Genomic DNA, 16,565 nt, shown 5'->3' with positions numbered 1-16,565 from the left:
TGCAGTTGTGGCGCCCCGCAAAACGGGCTAATCACCAGGAGACGTCCGCCACAACCGCATGATCGACGGGGTGGGAGGTGGGGAGTGGCTTGGCAGTCATGCGGGTGGCGGTGGAGGATACGGGGATGTCGGCGGAGACGGGGCCCGCGGCGACCGGGGGCCGAGACGAGCACGTCCGGCGCGTCAGGCTCCCCGCAGACCGGCGTACGCCCGCCGCCGCACGGGCCCTCGTGCGGTCCGTCCTCACCGAGGCACACCTGGACGGGTTGGCCAACGAGGCCATGCTGCTCACCACCGAACTCTCCACCAACGCCGTGGAGCACGCCCGCACCGAGCTGGACATCGAGGTGGTCGCCGACCAGGTCGGGATCACCGTCACCGTGTCCGACTTCGCCGCCGGCCCCGTGGAGGAGCTGATCGTCGGCGTCCGCAACGACGCCACCGACATCGACGAGGTCTCCGAACGCGGTCGGGGGCTGCTGCTCGTCGACCACTTCGCCAGCCGCTGGGGCACCACCTACCTGCCCACGGGCAAGGGGGTCTGGTTCCGGCTGGACCTGCCCGACCCCGCCGGGCACGACCGGGTGGCGGGCAGGCCCGCCGCGGCGACCGCCGGGGGCGGCACGCCGACGGCCCCCGACAGCTCCGCGCCGAGCGCCGGGGCCATGAGCGAACTGATGCAGACCACCCCCGACCCGTACGCCGAGGATCCGTTGCCCGACTTCGCGACCAGCCTGCTCACCCGGGTGGCGGAGATGGTCGGCGCGGCGGGCGGGGTGGTACGGCTGGACCGGGGCGACGGGCAGGGCACCCAGGCGCTGGCCCGGTACGGCCGCCAGCCCCGGCCCGGCAACGAGCTGCTCCGGGTGCCGCTGGCCGTGCACCGGCCGTACGCCGGCGAACTGGAGCTGGACGCGGCCCCGTCGGCGTACGCGCGGCCGCTCGCCGTGCTGATGGCCGAGCGGCTCTCGCTGCACCTGGAGAACGACCGGCTGCGCCGGGCGGACGTCCGCCGGCAGGCCTGGCTGACCTTCCTCGCCGAGGCCAGCGAGCTGCTCGCGCAGTCGCTCGACGTCGAGTTGACCATGGCGCTCGTCCCGCAGCTCGTGGTGCCCCGGCTCGGGCAGTGGTGCGCGGTGCACACGACCGACGAGTGGGGTCGGCTGCGCCTCGCGGCGGCCAGCCACGCCGACGAGTCGGTGCTGCCCCAGCTGCACCAGGTGCTCGAGGAGACCGGGCCCGACTCGGTCCAGGCCCGGCTGCGCGAGGCGTCGCGCAACGGCACCCAGATGCCGCTCGGCGCGCCGATGGAGGGCTTCGCCGTCCCGCTGATCGCCCGTGGCCAGCGGCTGGGCACGCTGGCCGTCGGCCGGCACCAGCGGCACCGGCACGACCCGGACGAGGTCGCCGTGCTGGAGGACGTCGCCCGACGGTCGGCGCTGGCGATCGAGAACGCCCGCATCCACGCGGAGCGTCGGCGCGTCGCGCACACCCTCCAGCAGTCGCTGCTGCCGCCGGTGCTGCCCGTGGTCGAGGGCATCGGCTTCGCCGCCGAGTACGTCCCGACCGGCGGCGACGTCGACGTCGGCGGCGACTTCTACGACGTGGTGCCCCTGCCGGACGGCCGCTGGCTGGTGGTGATCGGCGACGTCTCGGGCAAGGGCGTGCAGGCGGCGACGGTCACCGGCCTGGTCCGCGACGTCATCCGGGTGCTGGTGGGCGACGGCAAGCCGCTGCCGGAGGCGCTGGCCCGGGTCAACGAGACGCTGTTCGAGCGGGGCGGCGGGCGCTACTGCACGTTGGCCCTGGCGGCGGTCGGCCCCGGCGACGGCAACCAACTCGACGTCTCCCTGCATCTCGCCGGCCACGACCGGCCCGTGCTGCTGCCCGCCCGGGGCGGGGCGCGTTTCGTCGGCACCGGCGGCACCGCCCTCGGCCTGCTCGACTCGATCGCCTCCCCGACGGCGGTGGTGCCGCTCGATCCGGGCGACGCGCTGGTCTTCTACACCGACGGGGTCACCGAGCGGCGGCGCGGCCGGGAGCTGTTCGGCACCGACCGGCTGCGCGACGCCGCCGCCCCGCTGGCCGGCTACTCGGCAGACGTGATCGCGGCCCGGCTCCGCTCCACGGCGATCGGCTTCTCGACCGAGGCGCCGCGCGACGACATCGCCATCCTGGTGCTGCGCAACGACGCCAGCTGACAGCGGTGACCGGGCTGGTGCCCGGGCCGTCGCCCCTCCGGAGTGGACGTCACGGCCGGCTGACGTCCCTTCCTCACACCGCTGTGATGGTGGGCCCGGAATACGGCCTGTCTGATGAACCGTGACTGGCGGCGCCGGACCTCGACGGCCGGCCGTGTAACCCTCGCCGCCTCGATACCACACAGGTATTTTTATGCCTCGTAGGTATCAGCGTTTCGGCGGCAGTGGTTCGTCAGCTCCACGCACCTTCCACGCCGGACGGACACACCCCGGCCAGAGCGGAGCGCCGCCGGGCCGCTGCTGGCGGTCTACTCGGTGGCGCTGCTGGCCACCAACCGGCTGCGGATGTCCCGCCGCACCTGGCGGGTGCTGCTCGCCCTGACCGTGGGCGCGGTGCTGGTGGCGGCGCTCCGCTTCGCGCCGACCGGGATGGACATGCACCGCTGGTGGCTGGACTGAGTCGCACGCGGTCTCCGGTCGACCCGTTCCCCTCCTCCCGCCCCGACACGCCGGCGAGCTGCCCGAACGGTCAGAGGCCGCCGGGGAGGCGGCCCGGGGCGAGGCGGTGGTGGGGGTCGAGGTGCGCCTTGGCCGCGCGCAGCCGGGCCAGCCCGGCCAGCTCGCCCCACAGGTCGACGGCCCGCCGGACGGCCGGCGGCGCGGAGACCACCACGCACCGGCCCTGCCGGGCGAGGAGCACGCCGCGGACGGCGGCCAGGATCGACGCCACCCGGTCGGGCGACATGGCGCCGGGCAGGGCCGCGTGCACCACGCCGAGGCCGGCGGAGCCGCGCACCGGGACGGGCCCGCCGGCGGCGTCGCGCAGCGCGTAGACGGCAGCGTGCAGGTCGGCGATGGGCACCTCGATCCGCAGCGCCGTGTCGCCCGGGCCGAACGGGTAGCGCCGCCACCAGTCGGGTGCGGCGTGGCTCGCGGCCGAACCCGGGCCGAGGAGCGCGACGAGCCGGTCCGCGCGCTCGGCCACGTCGGCCGGACCGCCCTCCAGCAGCACCACCAGCCGCCCGGCACCGCCCGGGCCGCCGCGGACGCGCCCCGCCATGGACGGGTGCGCGGCCATCGCGGCGGCCCGGGTGCCCTGGCGCGGCCGGGGTCCCGCGCCGGCCGGCAGGTCGAGCTCGACCGCCGCCGGGTCGAGGCGCGCGGCGAGCACGGTGCGGATCAGGTCGTGCACCTCCAGCGGGGTCCAGACGGGTCGGCTGACCCAGATCCGGCCGGCCGGGACGGCCTGCACCCGCAGGGTCGCGGAGACCAGCACGCCGAGCGCTCCCTGCGAGCCGCAGAGCAGGCGGGTCAGCTCCAGGCCGGCGGCGCCACCCCCGGCATCGACCAGCTCGCCGTCGGCGTCGAGGTAGCGCACCCCGACGAGCTGGTCGCAGGGGCTGCCGTGGCGGTGCCGCAGCGGCCCCGCCTCGCCGGCGGCGAGCACGCCGCCGAGGGTGGCGCCGGGTGAGGGGGCGTCGAGCGCCAGGCGCTGCCCGGTGCGCTCCAGCGTGGCCTGCACCGCGCGCAGCGGGGTGCCCGCCCCGACCTGCGCGGTGGGCGAGCCGGCCGGCTCGTGGCCGATCCCGGCGAGCCGGCCGGTGTCGAGCATGATGTCGACCCGGTCGGGGGCGGCGCCCCAGTCGATCTTCGTGCCGGCCCCGCGCGGCACCACCGTCAGGTCGTGCCGGGCGGCGAGCCGCAGCACCTCGGCCGCGGCGTGCGCCCCACCCGGGACGGCGACCCAGCGGGCCGGGCGGCCGGCCACCTCGTCGGCGGGGCCGGCGAAGCGGGCGAACGGCGGGCCGCAGATCTCGGTCAACCGCCGGGTGATGTCGAGGGCTCCGGGCCGGTCGGTGGAACTCGCTGCAGCCGCCATGCCGGCCATCGTACACATGTTCGAAAGCCGTGGCGGCGGGTCGTCGACGAGGCCGCGCGGCGGGCGGCGCGCGGCCGGTAACGTGACGCCGTGACCACCGAGACCCCCGTGCCCACGGCGAAGCGGGTGCCCAGCGAGCGCACCCACCACGGCGACACCGTCGTCGACGAGTACGCCTGGCTCACCGCCAAGGACGACCCGGAGACGATCGCCCACCTCACGGCCGAGAACGCGTACACCGAGGCCCGGACGGCGCATCTCGAAGGGTTGCGCGCCGAGCTGTTCGAGGAGATCCGCCGACGCACCCAGGAGACCGACCTGTCGGTGCCCGGCCGCAAGGGCGGCTACTGGTACTACACCCGCACGGTCGAGGGCCAGCAGTACGGCGTGCAGTGCCGCCGGGCGGTCCGCGACGGCGAGACCGAGCCGCCCGTCAGTGTGGACGGCGCCCCGCTCGACGGCGAGGAGGTGCTGCTCGACGGCAACGTGCTCGCCGAGGGGCACGACTTCTTCTCGCTCGGCGCGTTCGACGTCAGCCCGGACGGGCGGTGGCTGGCATACTCCACCGACTTCTCCGGCGACGAGCGGTTCACGCTGCGGGTCAAGGACCTCGCCACCGGCGAGCTGCTGCCCGACGAGGTGCCCGACACGTTCTACGGCACCGCCTGGTCCGCCGACGCCTCCGTGCTGTTCTACGTGACGGTGGACGAGACGTGGCGCCCCAACCGGGTCTGGCGGCACACCCTCGGCACGGCGTCCACCGAGGACGTGGTGGTCTACCAGGAGGACGACGAGCGGTTCTGGGTCGGCGTGGAGCTGACCCGCTCCGAGCGGTTCGTCCTCATCGACGTGCACAGCAAGATCACCAGCGAGGTGCTGGTGATCCCGGCCGGCAACCCGACCGGCGCGCCGGCGTCCGTGGCGCCGCGGCGGCAGGGCGTGGAATACACCGTCGAGCACCACGGGCACCGCTTCCTGATCCTGCACAACGACGGCGCCGAGGACTTCGCGCTGGCCTGGACCTCGGCGGACGCGCCCGGCGACTGGGTGCCGCTGATCGAGCACTCGCCCGGCACCCGGCTGGAGGCGGTCGACGCCTTCGCCGACCACCTGGTCGTCTCGCTGCGCACCAACGGGCTGACCGGGCTGCGGGTGCTGCCCGTCGGCGGCGGCGACGCGTACGACATCGACTTCCCGGAGCCGCTCTACAGCGTCGGCCTGCACGACAACCCGGAGTACCGCACCGGGCAGATCCGGCTCCGCTACGCCTCGCTGGTCACCCCCGACTCGGTCTACGACTACGACCTGGTCACCCGGCAGATGGTGCTGCGCCGGCAGAAGCCGGTGAAGCCCGGGCCGGACGGGCGGGCGTACGAACCGGCCGACTACGAGCAGCACCGCGACTGGGCGCTCGCCGACGACGGGACCCGGGTGCCGATCTCGCTGGTCTGCCGGGCCGGCACCCCGAAGGACGGCTCCGCCCCCTGCGTCATCTACGGCTACGGCTCGTACGAGGCGAGCATGGACCCGTGGTTCTCCATCGCCCGGCTCTCCCTGCTGGACCGGGGCGTCATCTTCGCCGTCGCGCACATCCGGGGCGGCGGCGAGCTGGGCCGCAGCTGGTACGACCAGGGCAAGCTGCTGGCCAAGAAGAACACCTTCACCGACTTCGTCGCCTGCGCCCGGCACCTGGTCAAGGCGGGCTGGACGGCGAGCGACCGGCTCGTCGCCCGGGGCGCCTCTGCCGGCGGGCTGCTGATGGGGGCGGTCGCCAACATCGCCCCCGACGCGTTCGCCGGGATCGTCGCGCAGGTGCCCTTCGTGGACGCGCTCACCTCGATCCTCGACCCGTCGCTGCCGCTGACCGTCACCGAGTGGGAGGAGTGGGGCAACCCGCTGGCCGACCCGGAGGTCTACGCGTACATGAAGTCCTACACGCCGTACGAGAACGTGCGGGCGGTGGACTACCCGGCGATCCTCGCGGTGACCAGCCTCAACGACACCCGCGTGCTCTACCACGAGCCGGCGAAGTGGATCGCCCGGCTGCGGGCGGTCGCGCCGCAGGGCGACTACCTGCTCAAGACCGAGATGGGCGCCGGCCACGGCGGTCCCAGCGGCCGATACGACTCCTGGCGCGAGGAGGCATTCGTCAACGCCTGGATCCTCGACCGCCTCGGCCGCGCCTGAGCAGGGTCGGGCGGGGCCCCTCCTCTCGCCGGGAGGGGCCCCGCCGACGCTCTCAGCCGAGGACGCCGGCCAGCACCGCCGGGTCGACGTTGCCGCCGGTCACCACGGCGACCGTACGACCGGGCGGCAGCTCGGCGGCGCGGAACAGCCGGGCGGCCACCGCCACGGCGCCGCTCGGCTCCACCACCAGGCGGGCGTCGCGCACCAGCCGGCCCATCGCTGCCCGGATCTCCTCCTCGGTCACCGTGACGATGCGGTCCAGCCGGGCCCGCAGGTGGGCGAGGGTCAGCTCGGACGGCGGCAGGCGCAGCCCGTCGGCCATCGTCCGGTAGGTGCGCTCCTCGCCCCAGACCACCACCGAGCCGGCCGCCAGCGAGTCCCGCGCGTCGGCGGCGAGTTCCGGCTCGACGCCGACCACCGTCACCGCCGGGCGCAGGGCGGTGACCGCGGTCGCGACGCCGGAGGAGAGCCCGCCGCCACCCACGGGCACCAGCACCACGTCGACGTCGGGCAGGTCCTCGACGATCTCCAGCCCGACCGTGCCCTGCCCGGCCACGATCCGCCGGTCGTCGAAGGGCGGCACCAGCACCGCACCCGTCGTCGCGGCGATCCGCTCCGCCTCCGGGCCGCGTCGCGGGGGCGGCACCAGCAGCACCTCGACGCCCAGCGCGCGGATCCGGTCGACCTTGGCCGCCGGGGCGCCCTCGGGCACCACGATCCGGCACGGCACACCGGCCGCGCGGGCCGCGTACGCCAGCGCCAGGCCGTGGTTTCCCGACGAGTGGGTGACCACGCCGCGCGCCCGCTCCTCGGGCGTCAGCCGGGCCACCGCGTGGGTGGCGCCGCGCAGCTTGAACGACCCCACCGGTTGCAGGCTCTCCGGCTTGAGCCACAGCTCCGCGTCCCATGCGGTGCGCAGCAACGGGGTACGCAGCACGGTGCCCGCGATGTCGGCGGCGGCGTTGCGGACGTCGGTGATCGAGACCAGCTCCATCGCCCCATCCTGCCCGACACGCGGGCGCACCACGGTCCTACATCGGTTCGACCGGGACGGCGACCGGCTGCTCCGTCCGCCCCGACGTGTAGTCCATCTCGACCGGGTCGCCCTCCCACGGGACGACGAACGTCCCGGTGGTGTTGCCGTCGACGTTGTACGGCCGGTTCGGGTGCCGCGCGCTGCGCAGCCACTTCCTGGACAGTGTGTGCAGCCACCTGCGTTGGCGCTCCCAGACGACGAGGTGCCCGGCGCCGTTCACCCGGTACATCAGTTTGCGCCGGCCCTGGATGGACCGGTAGAGCTCCGGGACCGAGAAGTTGAGTGGCGTGTAGTTGGCCGTCATGTCCTTCTCCCCGTACACGATGAGCACCGGCACCTCCTCGCCGAGGTTGGTGCGGTCGGCGGTCACCCGCTCCCGGTTCCAGCCCCACCAGTATCCGTTGCGGAACCGCGAGACACCGGGCCCCCAGGTGCGACCCAGCTGGTCGTTGTCCAGGAATGCCTCCCACACCACGTCGACGATGTCGTGCGCGTCGTCGCGCTGGCCCGGGTAGCAGGGTTCCGCGTTGACCTCGCTGTCCCACGACTTCTTGAAACCGGCCCTGTGCAGGATGTGCATCGGGAACCCGTACACCGAGCAGGGGGTGCTGACCGGCAGCGGCGTCGGCGGCGTGGACGGGCCCTCCACCGCGAAGATCGGTGCGAGCAGCAGGAGGCTGGCCACCTTGGCGGGGTCGACCGTCATGGCGTACGGACCCACGGCGTAGGCGCCCGCCGAGTAGCCGATCAGATCGATCTTGGCTGGCATGCCCGGCTGGCCCAGGATCCAGTTCACGACGGTGCCGAGTTCCGCCCAGTCGCTCGCCGAGTTGGTGAGCTGCTTCGGATACCTGGCCGCGCACGGCTCCCGGGGCAGCAGGATGTGCTGCTGAAGCGGATTGATGTTGCACGGGTCGTTCATCTGCACCGGGCGGGTCGACCTCCCCATCCCCTGCAGGTCCATGACGAAGACGTCGAACCCGTCCTCAGCCAACTCCCTCGCCCAGCTGTACCTGCCCTCTCCCGCGTCGTACCGCAGGTCGAACGAGACGAGCCCCGGGCTGCTGCGGCCGTGCACCATGAGCACCGGTTGGTGGGGACGGCCCGGCGGGAGGTCGGGTTTGAACCAGCGGACGAACAACTCGACCGTCGCGCCGTTGTTCGCATCGAGGTTCGACCTGTGGTTGACCACGAGGTCCTGGCTGGTGAAGTGCATCAGGCGTGCTCCGATACATCGACCCGGGCTGGCATGCTCACGTCCCGGTGACGCCAGGATCGCCCAGTCGCCGCGCGGCACGGAGGCCGACCGAGGCGTGTTCACCCGTCCGGGCGCCGGCGCCCGGTGGCCCGCCCGGCGGTGCCTAGACTGCCGGAGTGACCGGGGCCGGGGTGGACGACGACGAGGCGGCCGAGGACGTGCCGGCGCCGGGATGGCGGACGGCGGCGCGCGACCGTCGGGTCTGGGCGATCCTCGCGGTGGTCGCGTTCCTGCTGGTGTGCTGCTGTTCCACCGTCGCCGGGACGCTGCTCGCGCTCTCGGCCGGCCTGTTCACCGCCGGTTGACCGCGCCCGGCGTCAGAAGGGCGCCCGTCCCTGCGTCCCGACCAGTGCGGCCGCCTCGCCGGTACGTACCATCCGCTGCCAGCGCAGCCGGTTGCCGACCAGCGCGGTGACCACCGACTGCACCACCACCAGGTACATCACCTGCCGGTAGATCAACTGCTGGAACGGCAGGCTCCACAGCGGACCGAAGCGTTCCCGGTCCAGTCGCAGCGCGTACGCGGCGGTGAGCGCCTGGAGCAGCAGCAGCCCCGCCCAGGCCAGCACCAGTGTCGACCAGGGCAGGAACAGCAGGCCGTAGACGGCGTAGACGTCCACCGCCGGGGCGGCCAACGGCAGCACGATCTGGAACACCGTCAGGTACGGCAGGCCGCGCCGGCCGAGCCTGCCGCCGGCGCCCCGCTCGCGCAGCGCGTGCCGGTGCTTCCACATCGCCTGCATCGTGCCGTAGCACCAGCGGTAGCGCTGCCTCCAGAGCTGCCGCAGCGACGAGGGCGCCTCGGTCCAGGCGATGGCGGCCTCCTCGTAGACCACCCGCCAGCCGGCCCGCAGCACCTTCATGGTCAGGTCGGTGTCCTCCGCCAGCGTGTCCGAGGGCACCCCGCCGACGGCGAACAGCACCTCGCGGCGGAACGCGCCGATCGCGCCGGGGATCGTCGGCATGCACTCCAGCACGTCGTACATCCGGCGGTCGAGGTTGAAGCCGATCACGTACTCCAGGTGCTGCCAGCGGCCGAGCAGCCGGCGCCGGTTGGCGACCTTGGTGTTGCCGGAGATGGCCCCCACCGTGGGGTCGGCGAAGCCCTGCACCAGCCGGTGCACGGTGTCCGGCTGGAAGACGGTGTCGCCGTCGACCAGCACCAGCAGGTCGGCGCGGGCGGCCCGGATGCCGGTGTTCAGCGCCGCCGGCTTGCCCGCGTTGGCCTGCCGGACGACCCGCACCCCGCGCAGCCGGAGCCGCTCGACGATCCCGGCGGTGTCGTCGTCGGACCCGTCGTCCACGACGATCACCTCCAGCGCGGGATAGTCGCTGGCCACCAGCGACCGGACGGTCGCGGCGATGTTCGCGGCCTCGTTGTAGGCCGGCACGATCACCGACACCGGGGCGGTGACCGTCGGCGGCACCCGCCTCGGTCGGCGGACCCGCCGCACGTGCACCTGGGCGCAGACCACCTGCACGACCAGCCGGGCCACGCCCAGCACCAGCGCTACCCCGAGCAGCAGGTCCATCGCCCCGGCCAGCCAGCCGGCGCCGGTCTGGGTCCACCGCAGGGCGTGGCCGCTCAGCCGGCTGCCCCCGCCCGCCGGCACCATGGAGGCCGGCGCGTCGATCCCCTCGGAGACGGTGGTGAACCGGTAGCCCTGCCGGGTCAGCCCGGGCAGCAGCCGGTCGAGGGCGGCCACCGTCTGGGCCCGGTCGCCGCCGCCGTCGTGCATCAGCACCACCGCGCCGCGCCCCCGCTCCGGGGTGGCGGCCTCGACGATGGCGGGCACGCCCGGCCGCTGCCAGTCCTTGGTGTCCCTGTCGGCGAGCACGGCGACGTGCCCGGTGCCGGCGGCGGCGCTCAGCGCGGCGTACTCGGGACCGGTCAGCGCCGACGGCTGGGACGAGAACGGCGGCCGGAGCAGGGTGACCTCGCGGCCGACCGCCCCGGCGACCGCCTTGCGGGTCAGGGAGAGCTCCAGGTCGCGCCGCCAGTCCGGGGCGGAGCCGAGGTCGGCGTGGGTGAAGCTGTGCGAGCCGATCTCGTGCCCCTCGGCGAGGATCCGGCGGACCAGCTCCGGATGCTCGTTGACCCGGGCGCCGACCACGAAGAAGGTGGCACGCGCGCCGTGCCGGCGCAGCGCGTCGAGGACCTGCGGCGTCCACCGCGGGTCCGGCCCGTCGTCGAAGGTCAGCGCGACCGTACGGTCGGGCATGGCCCGGCTGACCGGCCGGCCCTGGTCGAGCCGCAGCACCGGCCCGCCGGTGACGACCTCCTTCGGCACCGCCGGCCCGGCGGACGTGTCCGCCCGTGCCCCGCCGGAGCCGCCGGCGAGCCCGGTGACCAGACCGTCGACGGTGAGCGCCGCCAGCAGCAGCGCCAGCCCGAGCAGGAGCAGGACCCAGTGTGCCCGCGGGTCCCGGCGGGCGATGTGCCGCCCCACCGCTACCTCGGCTTGCCCGGGGACCGGCTGGGCTTCGCGGTGCGCCGTTCGTCGCCCCGGCCCGGCTCGTCGGACCGGCTCGGCCGGACGGCGGGAACGCCGGTGGCCGGGGCGGTGCCGTCGCCGGCCGTGGGGGTGGGAACCGGGACCGATGTGCTGGTCACGGGCGACGGACGGGGGCGGGCCGGCGGCGCGCCGCCCAGCTCGCCGCGGCCGTCCGCCTCGGCTTCGCGCGGTGCCGCCGGGCGGGTGTCCGACCAGCCGGGCAGCGACACCGACGAGTCCATGAAGAGGCCGGCGGCGATCAGGCCGAGGCTCGTGAGCAGGCCCAGACCCATCGCGGTGCCGGCGATCACCGTGAGCCGGCGCCGCCGTCCGGTCCGGTCGACGAACACCGGCGGCGCTCCGCCCGGCTGGTTGCGCATCCACTGACTCCCGCTGCCGCACACACCGGGGGCCGTCCGGCCCCCGCCGGGCCCGTCGGCCGGGCCTCCGAGCAGACAGCGTCCGGGTCGCCGCCGGCGTTACAGCTCAGGTCGTCCGCAGCTCCTCCACCGCCGTGCTCGCGCGCAGGAACAGCAGGCCCACCCCGACCGTCACCAGCACCGCCGCCAAGGCGCCGGCGCCGAGCATCGCGAGCTGCCCCAGGGGTACGTCGGGCGGCACGGTCACCTCCGAGGTCTCCACGACCCTGGTGTAGCGCGACCGGGTGGCGGGGTCGGCGCAGAGCTGAGCGGTGGCGACGCAGACCTCGTCGTAGTCGATGCTGCGCGGCGTGCGGAACAGCCCCCGGGCCAGCAGCAGGCCCACGGCCAGGGCGACGGCCACCGCCGGCACGGCGGGGGCCAGCGACTGCCAGGCGATGGACCGGCCGAGCGTCGGCCGGGGCACCCCGGTCGCCACCAGGGCCGCGTACGCGCGCCGCCGGGCGGTGATCCCCTCCACCACCGCGACGACCAGTCCACCGGCGGCGACCAGCATGGCCACCGCCACCGCCAGGTCCACCAGGTCCATGGTCCGCAGGTAGAAGTCGCCGCCGGCCAGCCCGGCCCCGGTCCGCCGGCTGAGCTCGCCCGCCGCCACGAAGTACTCCCGCAGCCCGGCCGCGCCCGCGCCGAGCAGCACCGCCGCCAGCAGTGCGGCGAAGGTGCGGCTGCCCGCCCACGGGTCGACCATCAGCCGGCGGGCGGCCAGCAGCGCGGCCGGCCCCCGGGCGTGGCGGTGCAGCAGCCGCCCGGCGGTCCAGGAGATCCATCCGGTGCCGACGACCACCCCGAGCATCGCGGCCAGCCCGCCGCAGACCAGCAGCGCCGGCACCAGCCACGATGGCGCGTCGGTGTCGCGGCGGTCGTAGAAGCGGGTGACCGGTTCGACGGCGACGAAGGCGGCCAGCCCGGCACCGATGAGGACGCCCGCCCATGGGCGGGGCCCGCGTTCCCTGCGGTGCGTACGCAGCACGCCGAACGGGGTCGTGTTCACCCGGCGCAGCATCAGCGCGGTGGCCAGTGCCGCGACCACCGGCAGCCCCGCCAGCACCGCCACCAGCACGCCCGGGGTGGGCAGCACGTCGGTGGGGAGCGCGAGCCGGCCCTGGGCGTCGGGCCGGTCCCACAGCTCCCGGCCGGCGAAGTGGACCGAGGCGCCGGCCAGCGTGCCGAGCAGGCTCGCCAGGCCCGTCTCCAGCACGGCGATCCAGGTCACCTGGCCCGGGGTGGCGCCCGCCAGCCGGAACGCGGCCAGCCGGCGGTCCCGCGCCGGGGCACCGAGCCGGGCGCACTGCCCGGCCAGCGCCAACACGGGAATCATCAGCAGGAGCAGGGCGAAGGCGGTGCCGCCGCGCAGCCCCGGCTCGACGAGCAGGGGATTCGAGTAGTGCTGCGACCAGCGGTTGGCGTTGCCGTCCGTGGCGGGCGGGGTGGGGATCGCCAGCACGGTGAGCGCGGCCAGGGCGGCGAGCGCGGCCAGGGCGGCGCTGATCGCGGTGAGGACCACCCGGACGGTGTCGGTGCGGGTGCCGGCCAGGGCGAGGCGGGCCAGGGTGGCCGGCCTCACCGGCGTACGTCCGGCAGCGGGGTGTCGAGGCCGAGCCCGTCGTGGTCGACCATGCCGTCGCGGAGGCTGAGCTCGCGGTCGGCGTACGCGGCGATCCGCGGCTCGTGGGTGACCAGGACGACGGTGGTCTTCTGCTCGCGGGCGAGCCGGACCAGTTGGGTGAGCACCTGCTCGCCGGCGAGTGTGTCCAGCGCGCCGGTCGGCTCGTCGGCGAAGAGCACCCGGGGCTCGGTGACCAGGGCCCGCGCCATGGCGCAGCGCTGCTGCTGCCCGCCGGACATCTCGCCCGGCCGGACGTCGGCCAGCTCCGCCACGCCGAGCCGGTCCATCCAGGACAGGGCGGCCGTCCGCGCCTCCCGCCGTCGGGTGCCGGCGAGGAGCAGTGGGAGGGCGACGTTCTCGGCGGCGGTCAACTCGGCGACGAGCTGGCCGAACTGGAGGAGCACCCCGAACTCGGTGCGCCGCAGCCGGGACCGTGCCGCCTCGGACCAGGTGTCGATCCGGTGTCCGTTCCAGCTCACCTCGCCGGCGTCGGGCCGCAGGATGCCGGCGAGGCAGTGCAGCAGGGTGGACTTGCCGCAGCCACTCGGGCCGGTGACGGCGACGATCTCGCCCTCGGCGACGTCGAGGGCGACGCCGCGCAGCGCGGGTGTCGGTCCGTAGGACCTGACCACGCCGCGAGCCTGAAGTTGCGTCACGAGTGCACCTCCCGGTGCCAGTCGGCGACGCGGTCCAGGGTGGTCCGCAGCCACCGCAGGTCGGCGTCGAGATGGGCGATGGCGAAGTCGGCAGCGACGATGTCGTCGAGGCTGGCCGAGGGCGCCGTCTTCACCGCGGTCAGCTCCCGCAGTCGTTCGGTGTGGGCCTGCCGCTGGGCGACGAGGTAGGCGCGGGCCCGGTCCGCGTCGTCCACCAGCAGCGCCACGACCACCTTGGCGAAGAGGGTGCTGGCGACGTACGGCATCGGCGGCTCGACCTCGGCGAGCCACCGCTCCAGCGCGGCCCGGCCGTCGGCGGTCAGCGAGTACGCGGTGCGGTCGGGACCGCCCTCGCGTTCCTGCCCGGCGGGTGCCACCAGGCCGTCCCGCTGCAACCGGCCGAGGGTCGAGTAGACCTGCCCGAAGGCCAGCGGCCGGGCGCGGGGCAGGCGTTCGTCGTGGGACCGCTTCAGCTCGTAGCCGTGCCGGTGGCCGGCGGCCAGCAGCCCGAGCAGTACGTGCGGAGTGGACACCGCGCCACTATTCACCGGGTGAATAGTGGCTGTCAAGGAGGCCCGCGCGGCGGGGTGCCGCGCGGGCCTGTGGCTGAGGTGGGCCCGGTCGGTTCAGGCGAGCGCCGACCAGCCCGGGTCCCGGCCCGTCAGGGCGAGCAGGCGGTCGATCTCCGGGGCGTCCGACGACGACATGCCCACCGGCGCCGCGAAGACACCCTGCTCCCGGGCCGCCGGCCCCATCTGCTCGCACAGGGCGTACAGCGGGGGTAGCACCTCGGGCGCGGGGCGGTACGGCTGCCCGGTGGCGACGGCCAGGTCCCAGGCGTGCACGGTCAGGTCCAGCAGCACCATGGTGCCGACAGTCTCCTGCGGCAGCCCCATGCTGGGCGAGACGCCGTCCAGCACGGCCGGGTCCGACCACGCCTCGACCAGTTTCGCGGTCTCCGCCTCGAACCGGTCCCGCCAGCCCTCGGCCAGGTGGTCGGGCTTCGCCACCCACTCCGGCTGCCGCCGGTGCGCGAGGGCCTGGAAGTTGACCACCACGTCGTGGAGGTGGTTGAGCAGGTCGCGCACCGTGTAGTCGCTGCACGGGGTGGGCAGGTCCAGTTGGTCGTCCGAGATGCCCCGGACCACCGCGACGGCACGGGGGGCCGTGGCTGCGAGCAGATCACCAGTCTTCGTGGCCATGGGCTCAGGGTACGAGGATGCTCTCGGCGTCGCCGCCCCCGCGAGGCCGACCGGACGCCGGCTCAGTTGCGGCGCAGGGCGACCACGGCGACGTCGTCGTGGATCTCCGGCGGAGCCAGCTCGACCAGGAGCCGCTCGCAGAACCGGTCCAGGTCGTCGTCGACCCTGCTGGCGGAAGCGGCAAGGGCGGCCAGCCCGTCGTCGATCGTGGCGTCGCGGCGTTCGATCAGGCCGTCGGTGTAGAACACGAGCGTCGCCCCGGCCGGCAGCACGAACTCCAGGTCGGGCGGCCGGGGCGCGCGGACCCCGAGCAGCGGCGCCGAGTGCTGTACGAACTCGACCTTGCCGTCGAGGCTGAGCAGCGGCGGCAGGTGACCGGCGCTGGCCAGCCGGATCCGGCCGCTGGGCGGGTGCAGCAGCAGTACGCAGATCGTGGCCAGCTCGTTCGGCAGCAGGGTGCGCATCAGCTCGTTGACCCGCTCCAGGATCTCGCCCGGCTGGTGCCCCTCCACCGCGTACGCCCGCACCGCGTGCCGCAGCTCGGCCATCACGGTCGCGGCGTGCAGCGAGTGGCCGGCCACGTCGCCGATCGCCAGGAGCAGGTGGCCGTCGAGCATCACCAGTTCGTAGAAGTCGCCGCCCACCTCGGTCTGCGCGCTCGCCGGCTCGTAGCGCACGGCCAGGTCGAGCCCGCTGACCTGCGGTATCCGGCGCGGCAGCAGACTGCGCTGGAGGGTCACCGCGATGCGGTGCTCCTCGTCGAAGGAGCGCTGCGCCTCCACCGCCGCCGCCACCGCCTGGGCGAGCTGCCGGAGTACGGGGGTGCGGGCGGTCTGCGTGGCGGTGGGCACGACGACGTAGAGCGGCGCCCGGTCCTCGCGCAGCCGGGCGGCGGCCACCGTGACCGTGTCGCCTGCCGGCCACTCGATGAGTCCCCAGGCGGCCGGATCGTCCACCCGGACCGTCGTCCCGGTCGGCACCCCGGTGTCGTCGACGATCCACCCGACGATCGTGGCCGTGCCGTCGGCGCCGTCCGCGATCCCGGCGATACAGTCGCCGTCGAACGTCTCGGCGACCACGGCGGCCGGGCTCCTGAAGATCTGCGCGGCGCCGGCCGCCGCCGCCTCCAGCAGCCTCGCGAAGTTCGGGGCGGAGTGCACCGCCATGGTCGTGTCGGCCAGCCCGAGCAGCCGCTCGGCGAGCAGTTCCGCGTGCTGCCGGGCCCGGTAGTAGCGCAGCACCGCGTGGGAGGTGGCGACCAGCTCCTCCGGCTCGATCGGCTCCGCCAGGTACGCGTCCGCGCCCCGGGTCAGCCCCTGCGCCCGGTCCGCCACGTCCACCGCGTGCGCGGACACGTGGATCACCGGCATCGCCGGGTGCGCCGCCTTGATCCGTTCGCAGACCTCGAAGCCGTTCAGGTCGGGCAGCCGCACGTCGAGCACCACGAGATCGATCGGGTCCACCCCGACCCGGGCCAGCGCCTCGCCGCCGCTCTCCGCCTCCAGCACCGCGAAGCCCGCCCGGGAGAGCCAGCTCACCAGGAGATAACGCTTGGTGGGGCTGTCGTCGACCACCAGGACCGTCGCCGGACCGCCCTCCACG

At 74.8% G+C, this 16,565-nt stretch carries 14 protein-coding genes; 4 read left to right on the top strand and 10 right to left on the bottom strand.

The genetic code is table 11. From position 1 onward, the window contains the following. Positions 1-125 precede the first annotated feature (125 nt). Together CLT72_RS24120 and CLT72_RS32025 are read left to right on the top strand one after the other, a co-directional pair. Positions 126-2,201 (top strand): SpoIIE family protein phosphatase, encoded by a 2,076-nt coding sequence (locus CLT72_RS24120; protein WP_101413718.1) that lies wholly within the window; start codon positions 126-128, stop codon positions 2,199-2,201. Between the two features lie 315 nt (positions 2,202-2,516). After that, positions 2,517-2,660, top strand: coding sequence for a hypothetical protein (locus CLT72_RS32025; RefSeq protein WP_158242068.1), 144 nt, complete (start codon positions 2,517-2,519; stop codon positions 2,658-2,660). A gap of 70 nt (positions 2,661-2,730) precedes the next feature. Here CLT72_RS32025 and CLT72_RS24115 read toward each other — a convergent pair whose 3' ends face one another. Continuing rightward, positions 2,731-4,080: an FAD-binding oxidoreductase gene (locus CLT72_RS24115; protein ID WP_101415358.1), complete on the bottom strand. Its 1,350-nt coding sequence runs from the start codon at positions 4,078-4,080 to the stop codon at positions 2,731-2,733. A gap of 90 nt (positions 4,081-4,170) precedes the next feature. On the opposite strand from CLT72_RS24115, the gene CLT72_RS24110 reads away from it, so the two are divergent. Continuing rightward, positions 4,171-6,267 (top strand): S9 family peptidase, encoded by a 2,097-nt coding sequence (locus CLT72_RS24110; RefSeq protein WP_101413717.1) that lies wholly within the window; start codon positions 4,171-4,173, stop codon positions 6,265-6,267. A gap of 52 nt (positions 6,268-6,319) precedes the next feature. Here CLT72_RS24110 and CLT72_RS24105 read toward each other — a convergent pair whose 3' ends face one another. Together CLT72_RS24105 and CLT72_RS24100 are read right to left on the bottom strand one after the other, a co-directional pair. Next, positions 6,320-7,261: a threonine ammonia-lyase gene (locus tag CLT72_RS24105; RefSeq protein ID WP_101413716.1), complete on the bottom strand. Its 942-nt coding sequence runs from the start codon at positions 7,259-7,261 to the stop codon at positions 6,320-6,322. A 37-nt stretch (positions 7,262-7,298) separates the two neighbouring features. Further along, entirely contained in the window at positions 7,299-8,519 is a 1,221-nt protein-coding gene (locus tag CLT72_RS24100; RefSeq protein WP_101413715.1) for an alpha/beta hydrolase, read from the bottom strand. Positions 8,520-8,677: 158 nt separating this feature from the next. Here CLT72_RS24100 and CLT72_RS24095 point away from each other — a divergent pair, with 158 nt between their 5' ends. Next, a complete protein-coding gene (locus tag CLT72_RS24095; protein WP_101413714.1) occupies positions 8,678-8,866 on the top strand; it encodes a hypothetical protein in 189 nt (62 codons plus the stop codon). Between the two features lie 12 nt (positions 8,867-8,878). Here the strand turns inward: CLT72_RS24095 and CLT72_RS24090 are convergent, their stop codons facing one another. The 7 genes from CLT72_RS24090 to CLT72_RS24060 all read right to left on the bottom strand — a co-directional run bounded on the left by CLT72_RS24090 (position 8,879) and on the right by CLT72_RS24060 (position 16,564). Next, the gene (locus CLT72_RS24090; protein ID WP_101413713.1) at positions 8,879-11,011 is read right to left on the bottom strand and encodes a bifunctional polysaccharide deacetylase/glycosyltransferase family 2 protein; all 2,133 of its coding nucleotides are present in this window, start codon (positions 11,009-11,011) and stop codon (positions 8,879-8,881) included. Between the two features lie 2 nt (positions 11,012-11,013). Continuing rightward, positions 11,014-11,436 (bottom strand): hypothetical protein, encoded by a 423-nt coding sequence (locus tag CLT72_RS24085; protein WP_101413712.1) that lies wholly within the window; start codon positions 11,434-11,436, stop codon positions 11,014-11,016. Between the two features lie 106 nt (positions 11,437-11,542). Then, positions 11,543-13,063 (bottom strand): FtsX-like permease family protein, encoded by a 1,521-nt coding sequence (locus tag CLT72_RS24080; RefSeq protein ID WP_101413711.1) that lies wholly within the window; start codon positions 13,061-13,063, stop codon positions 11,543-11,545. Next, positions 13,060-13,761, bottom strand: a complete 702-nt coding sequence (locus CLT72_RS24075; protein ID WP_101413710.1) for an ABC transporter ATP-binding protein — start codon at positions 13,759-13,761, stop codon at positions 13,060-13,062. Before CLT72_RS24075 ends, CLT72_RS24080 begins: the two co-directional genes overlap by 4 nt. After that, on the bottom strand, positions 13,758-14,294 hold the full coding sequence (locus CLT72_RS24070; protein ID WP_101413709.1) for a PadR family transcriptional regulator: 537 nt from the start codon (positions 14,292-14,294) through the stop codon (positions 13,758-13,760). The genes CLT72_RS24075 and CLT72_RS24070 overlap by 4 nt, the downstream gene beginning before the upstream one ends. 93 nt (positions 14,295-14,387) lie before the next feature. Next, positions 14,388-14,963, bottom strand: a complete 576-nt coding sequence (locus CLT72_RS24065) for a TIGR03086 family metal-binding protein (protein ID WP_101413708.1) — start codon at positions 14,961-14,963, stop codon at positions 14,388-14,390. Positions 14,964-15,025: 62 nt separating this feature from the next. Continuing rightward, the gene (locus tag CLT72_RS24060) at positions 15,026-16,564 is read right to left on the bottom strand and encodes a SpoIIE family protein phosphatase (protein ID WP_101413707.1); all 1,539 of its coding nucleotides are present in this window, start codon (positions 16,562-16,564) and stop codon (positions 15,026-15,028) included. Position 16,565: the final 1 nt, after the last annotated feature.

This window comes from Micromonospora sp. CNZ309 (assembly GCF_002846525.1).
Note: the sequence above shows the minus strand (reverse complement) of the source record. Positions and strands in the feature narration are given on the sequence as shown.

Excerpts from the sequence above, each read along its gene's own strand:
- CLT72_RS24085 (WP_101413712.1), bottom strand. The coding sequence starts at position 11,436 with ATGCGCAACCAGCCGGGCGGAGCGCCGCCGGTGTTCGTCGACCGGACC.
- CLT72_RS24120 (WP_101413718.1), top strand. The coding sequence starts at position 126 with ATGTCGGCGGAGACGGGGCCCGCGGCGACCGGGGGCCGAGACGAGCAC.
- CLT72_RS24065 (WP_101413708.1), bottom strand. The coding sequence starts at position 14,963 with ATGGCCACGAAGACTGGTGATCTGCTCGCAGCCACGGCCCCCCGTGCC.
- CLT72_RS24115 (WP_101415358.1), bottom strand. The coding sequence starts at position 4,080 with ATGGCGGCTGCAGCGAGTTCCACCGACCGGCCCGGAGCCCTCGACATC.
- CLT72_RS24100 (WP_101413715.1), bottom strand. The coding sequence starts at position 8,519 with ATGCACTTCACCAGCCAGGACCTCGTGGTCAACCACAGGTCGAACCTC.
- CLT72_RS24105 (WP_101413716.1), bottom strand. The coding sequence starts at position 7,261 with ATGGAGCTGGTCTCGATCACCGACGTCCGCAACGCCGCCGCCGACATC.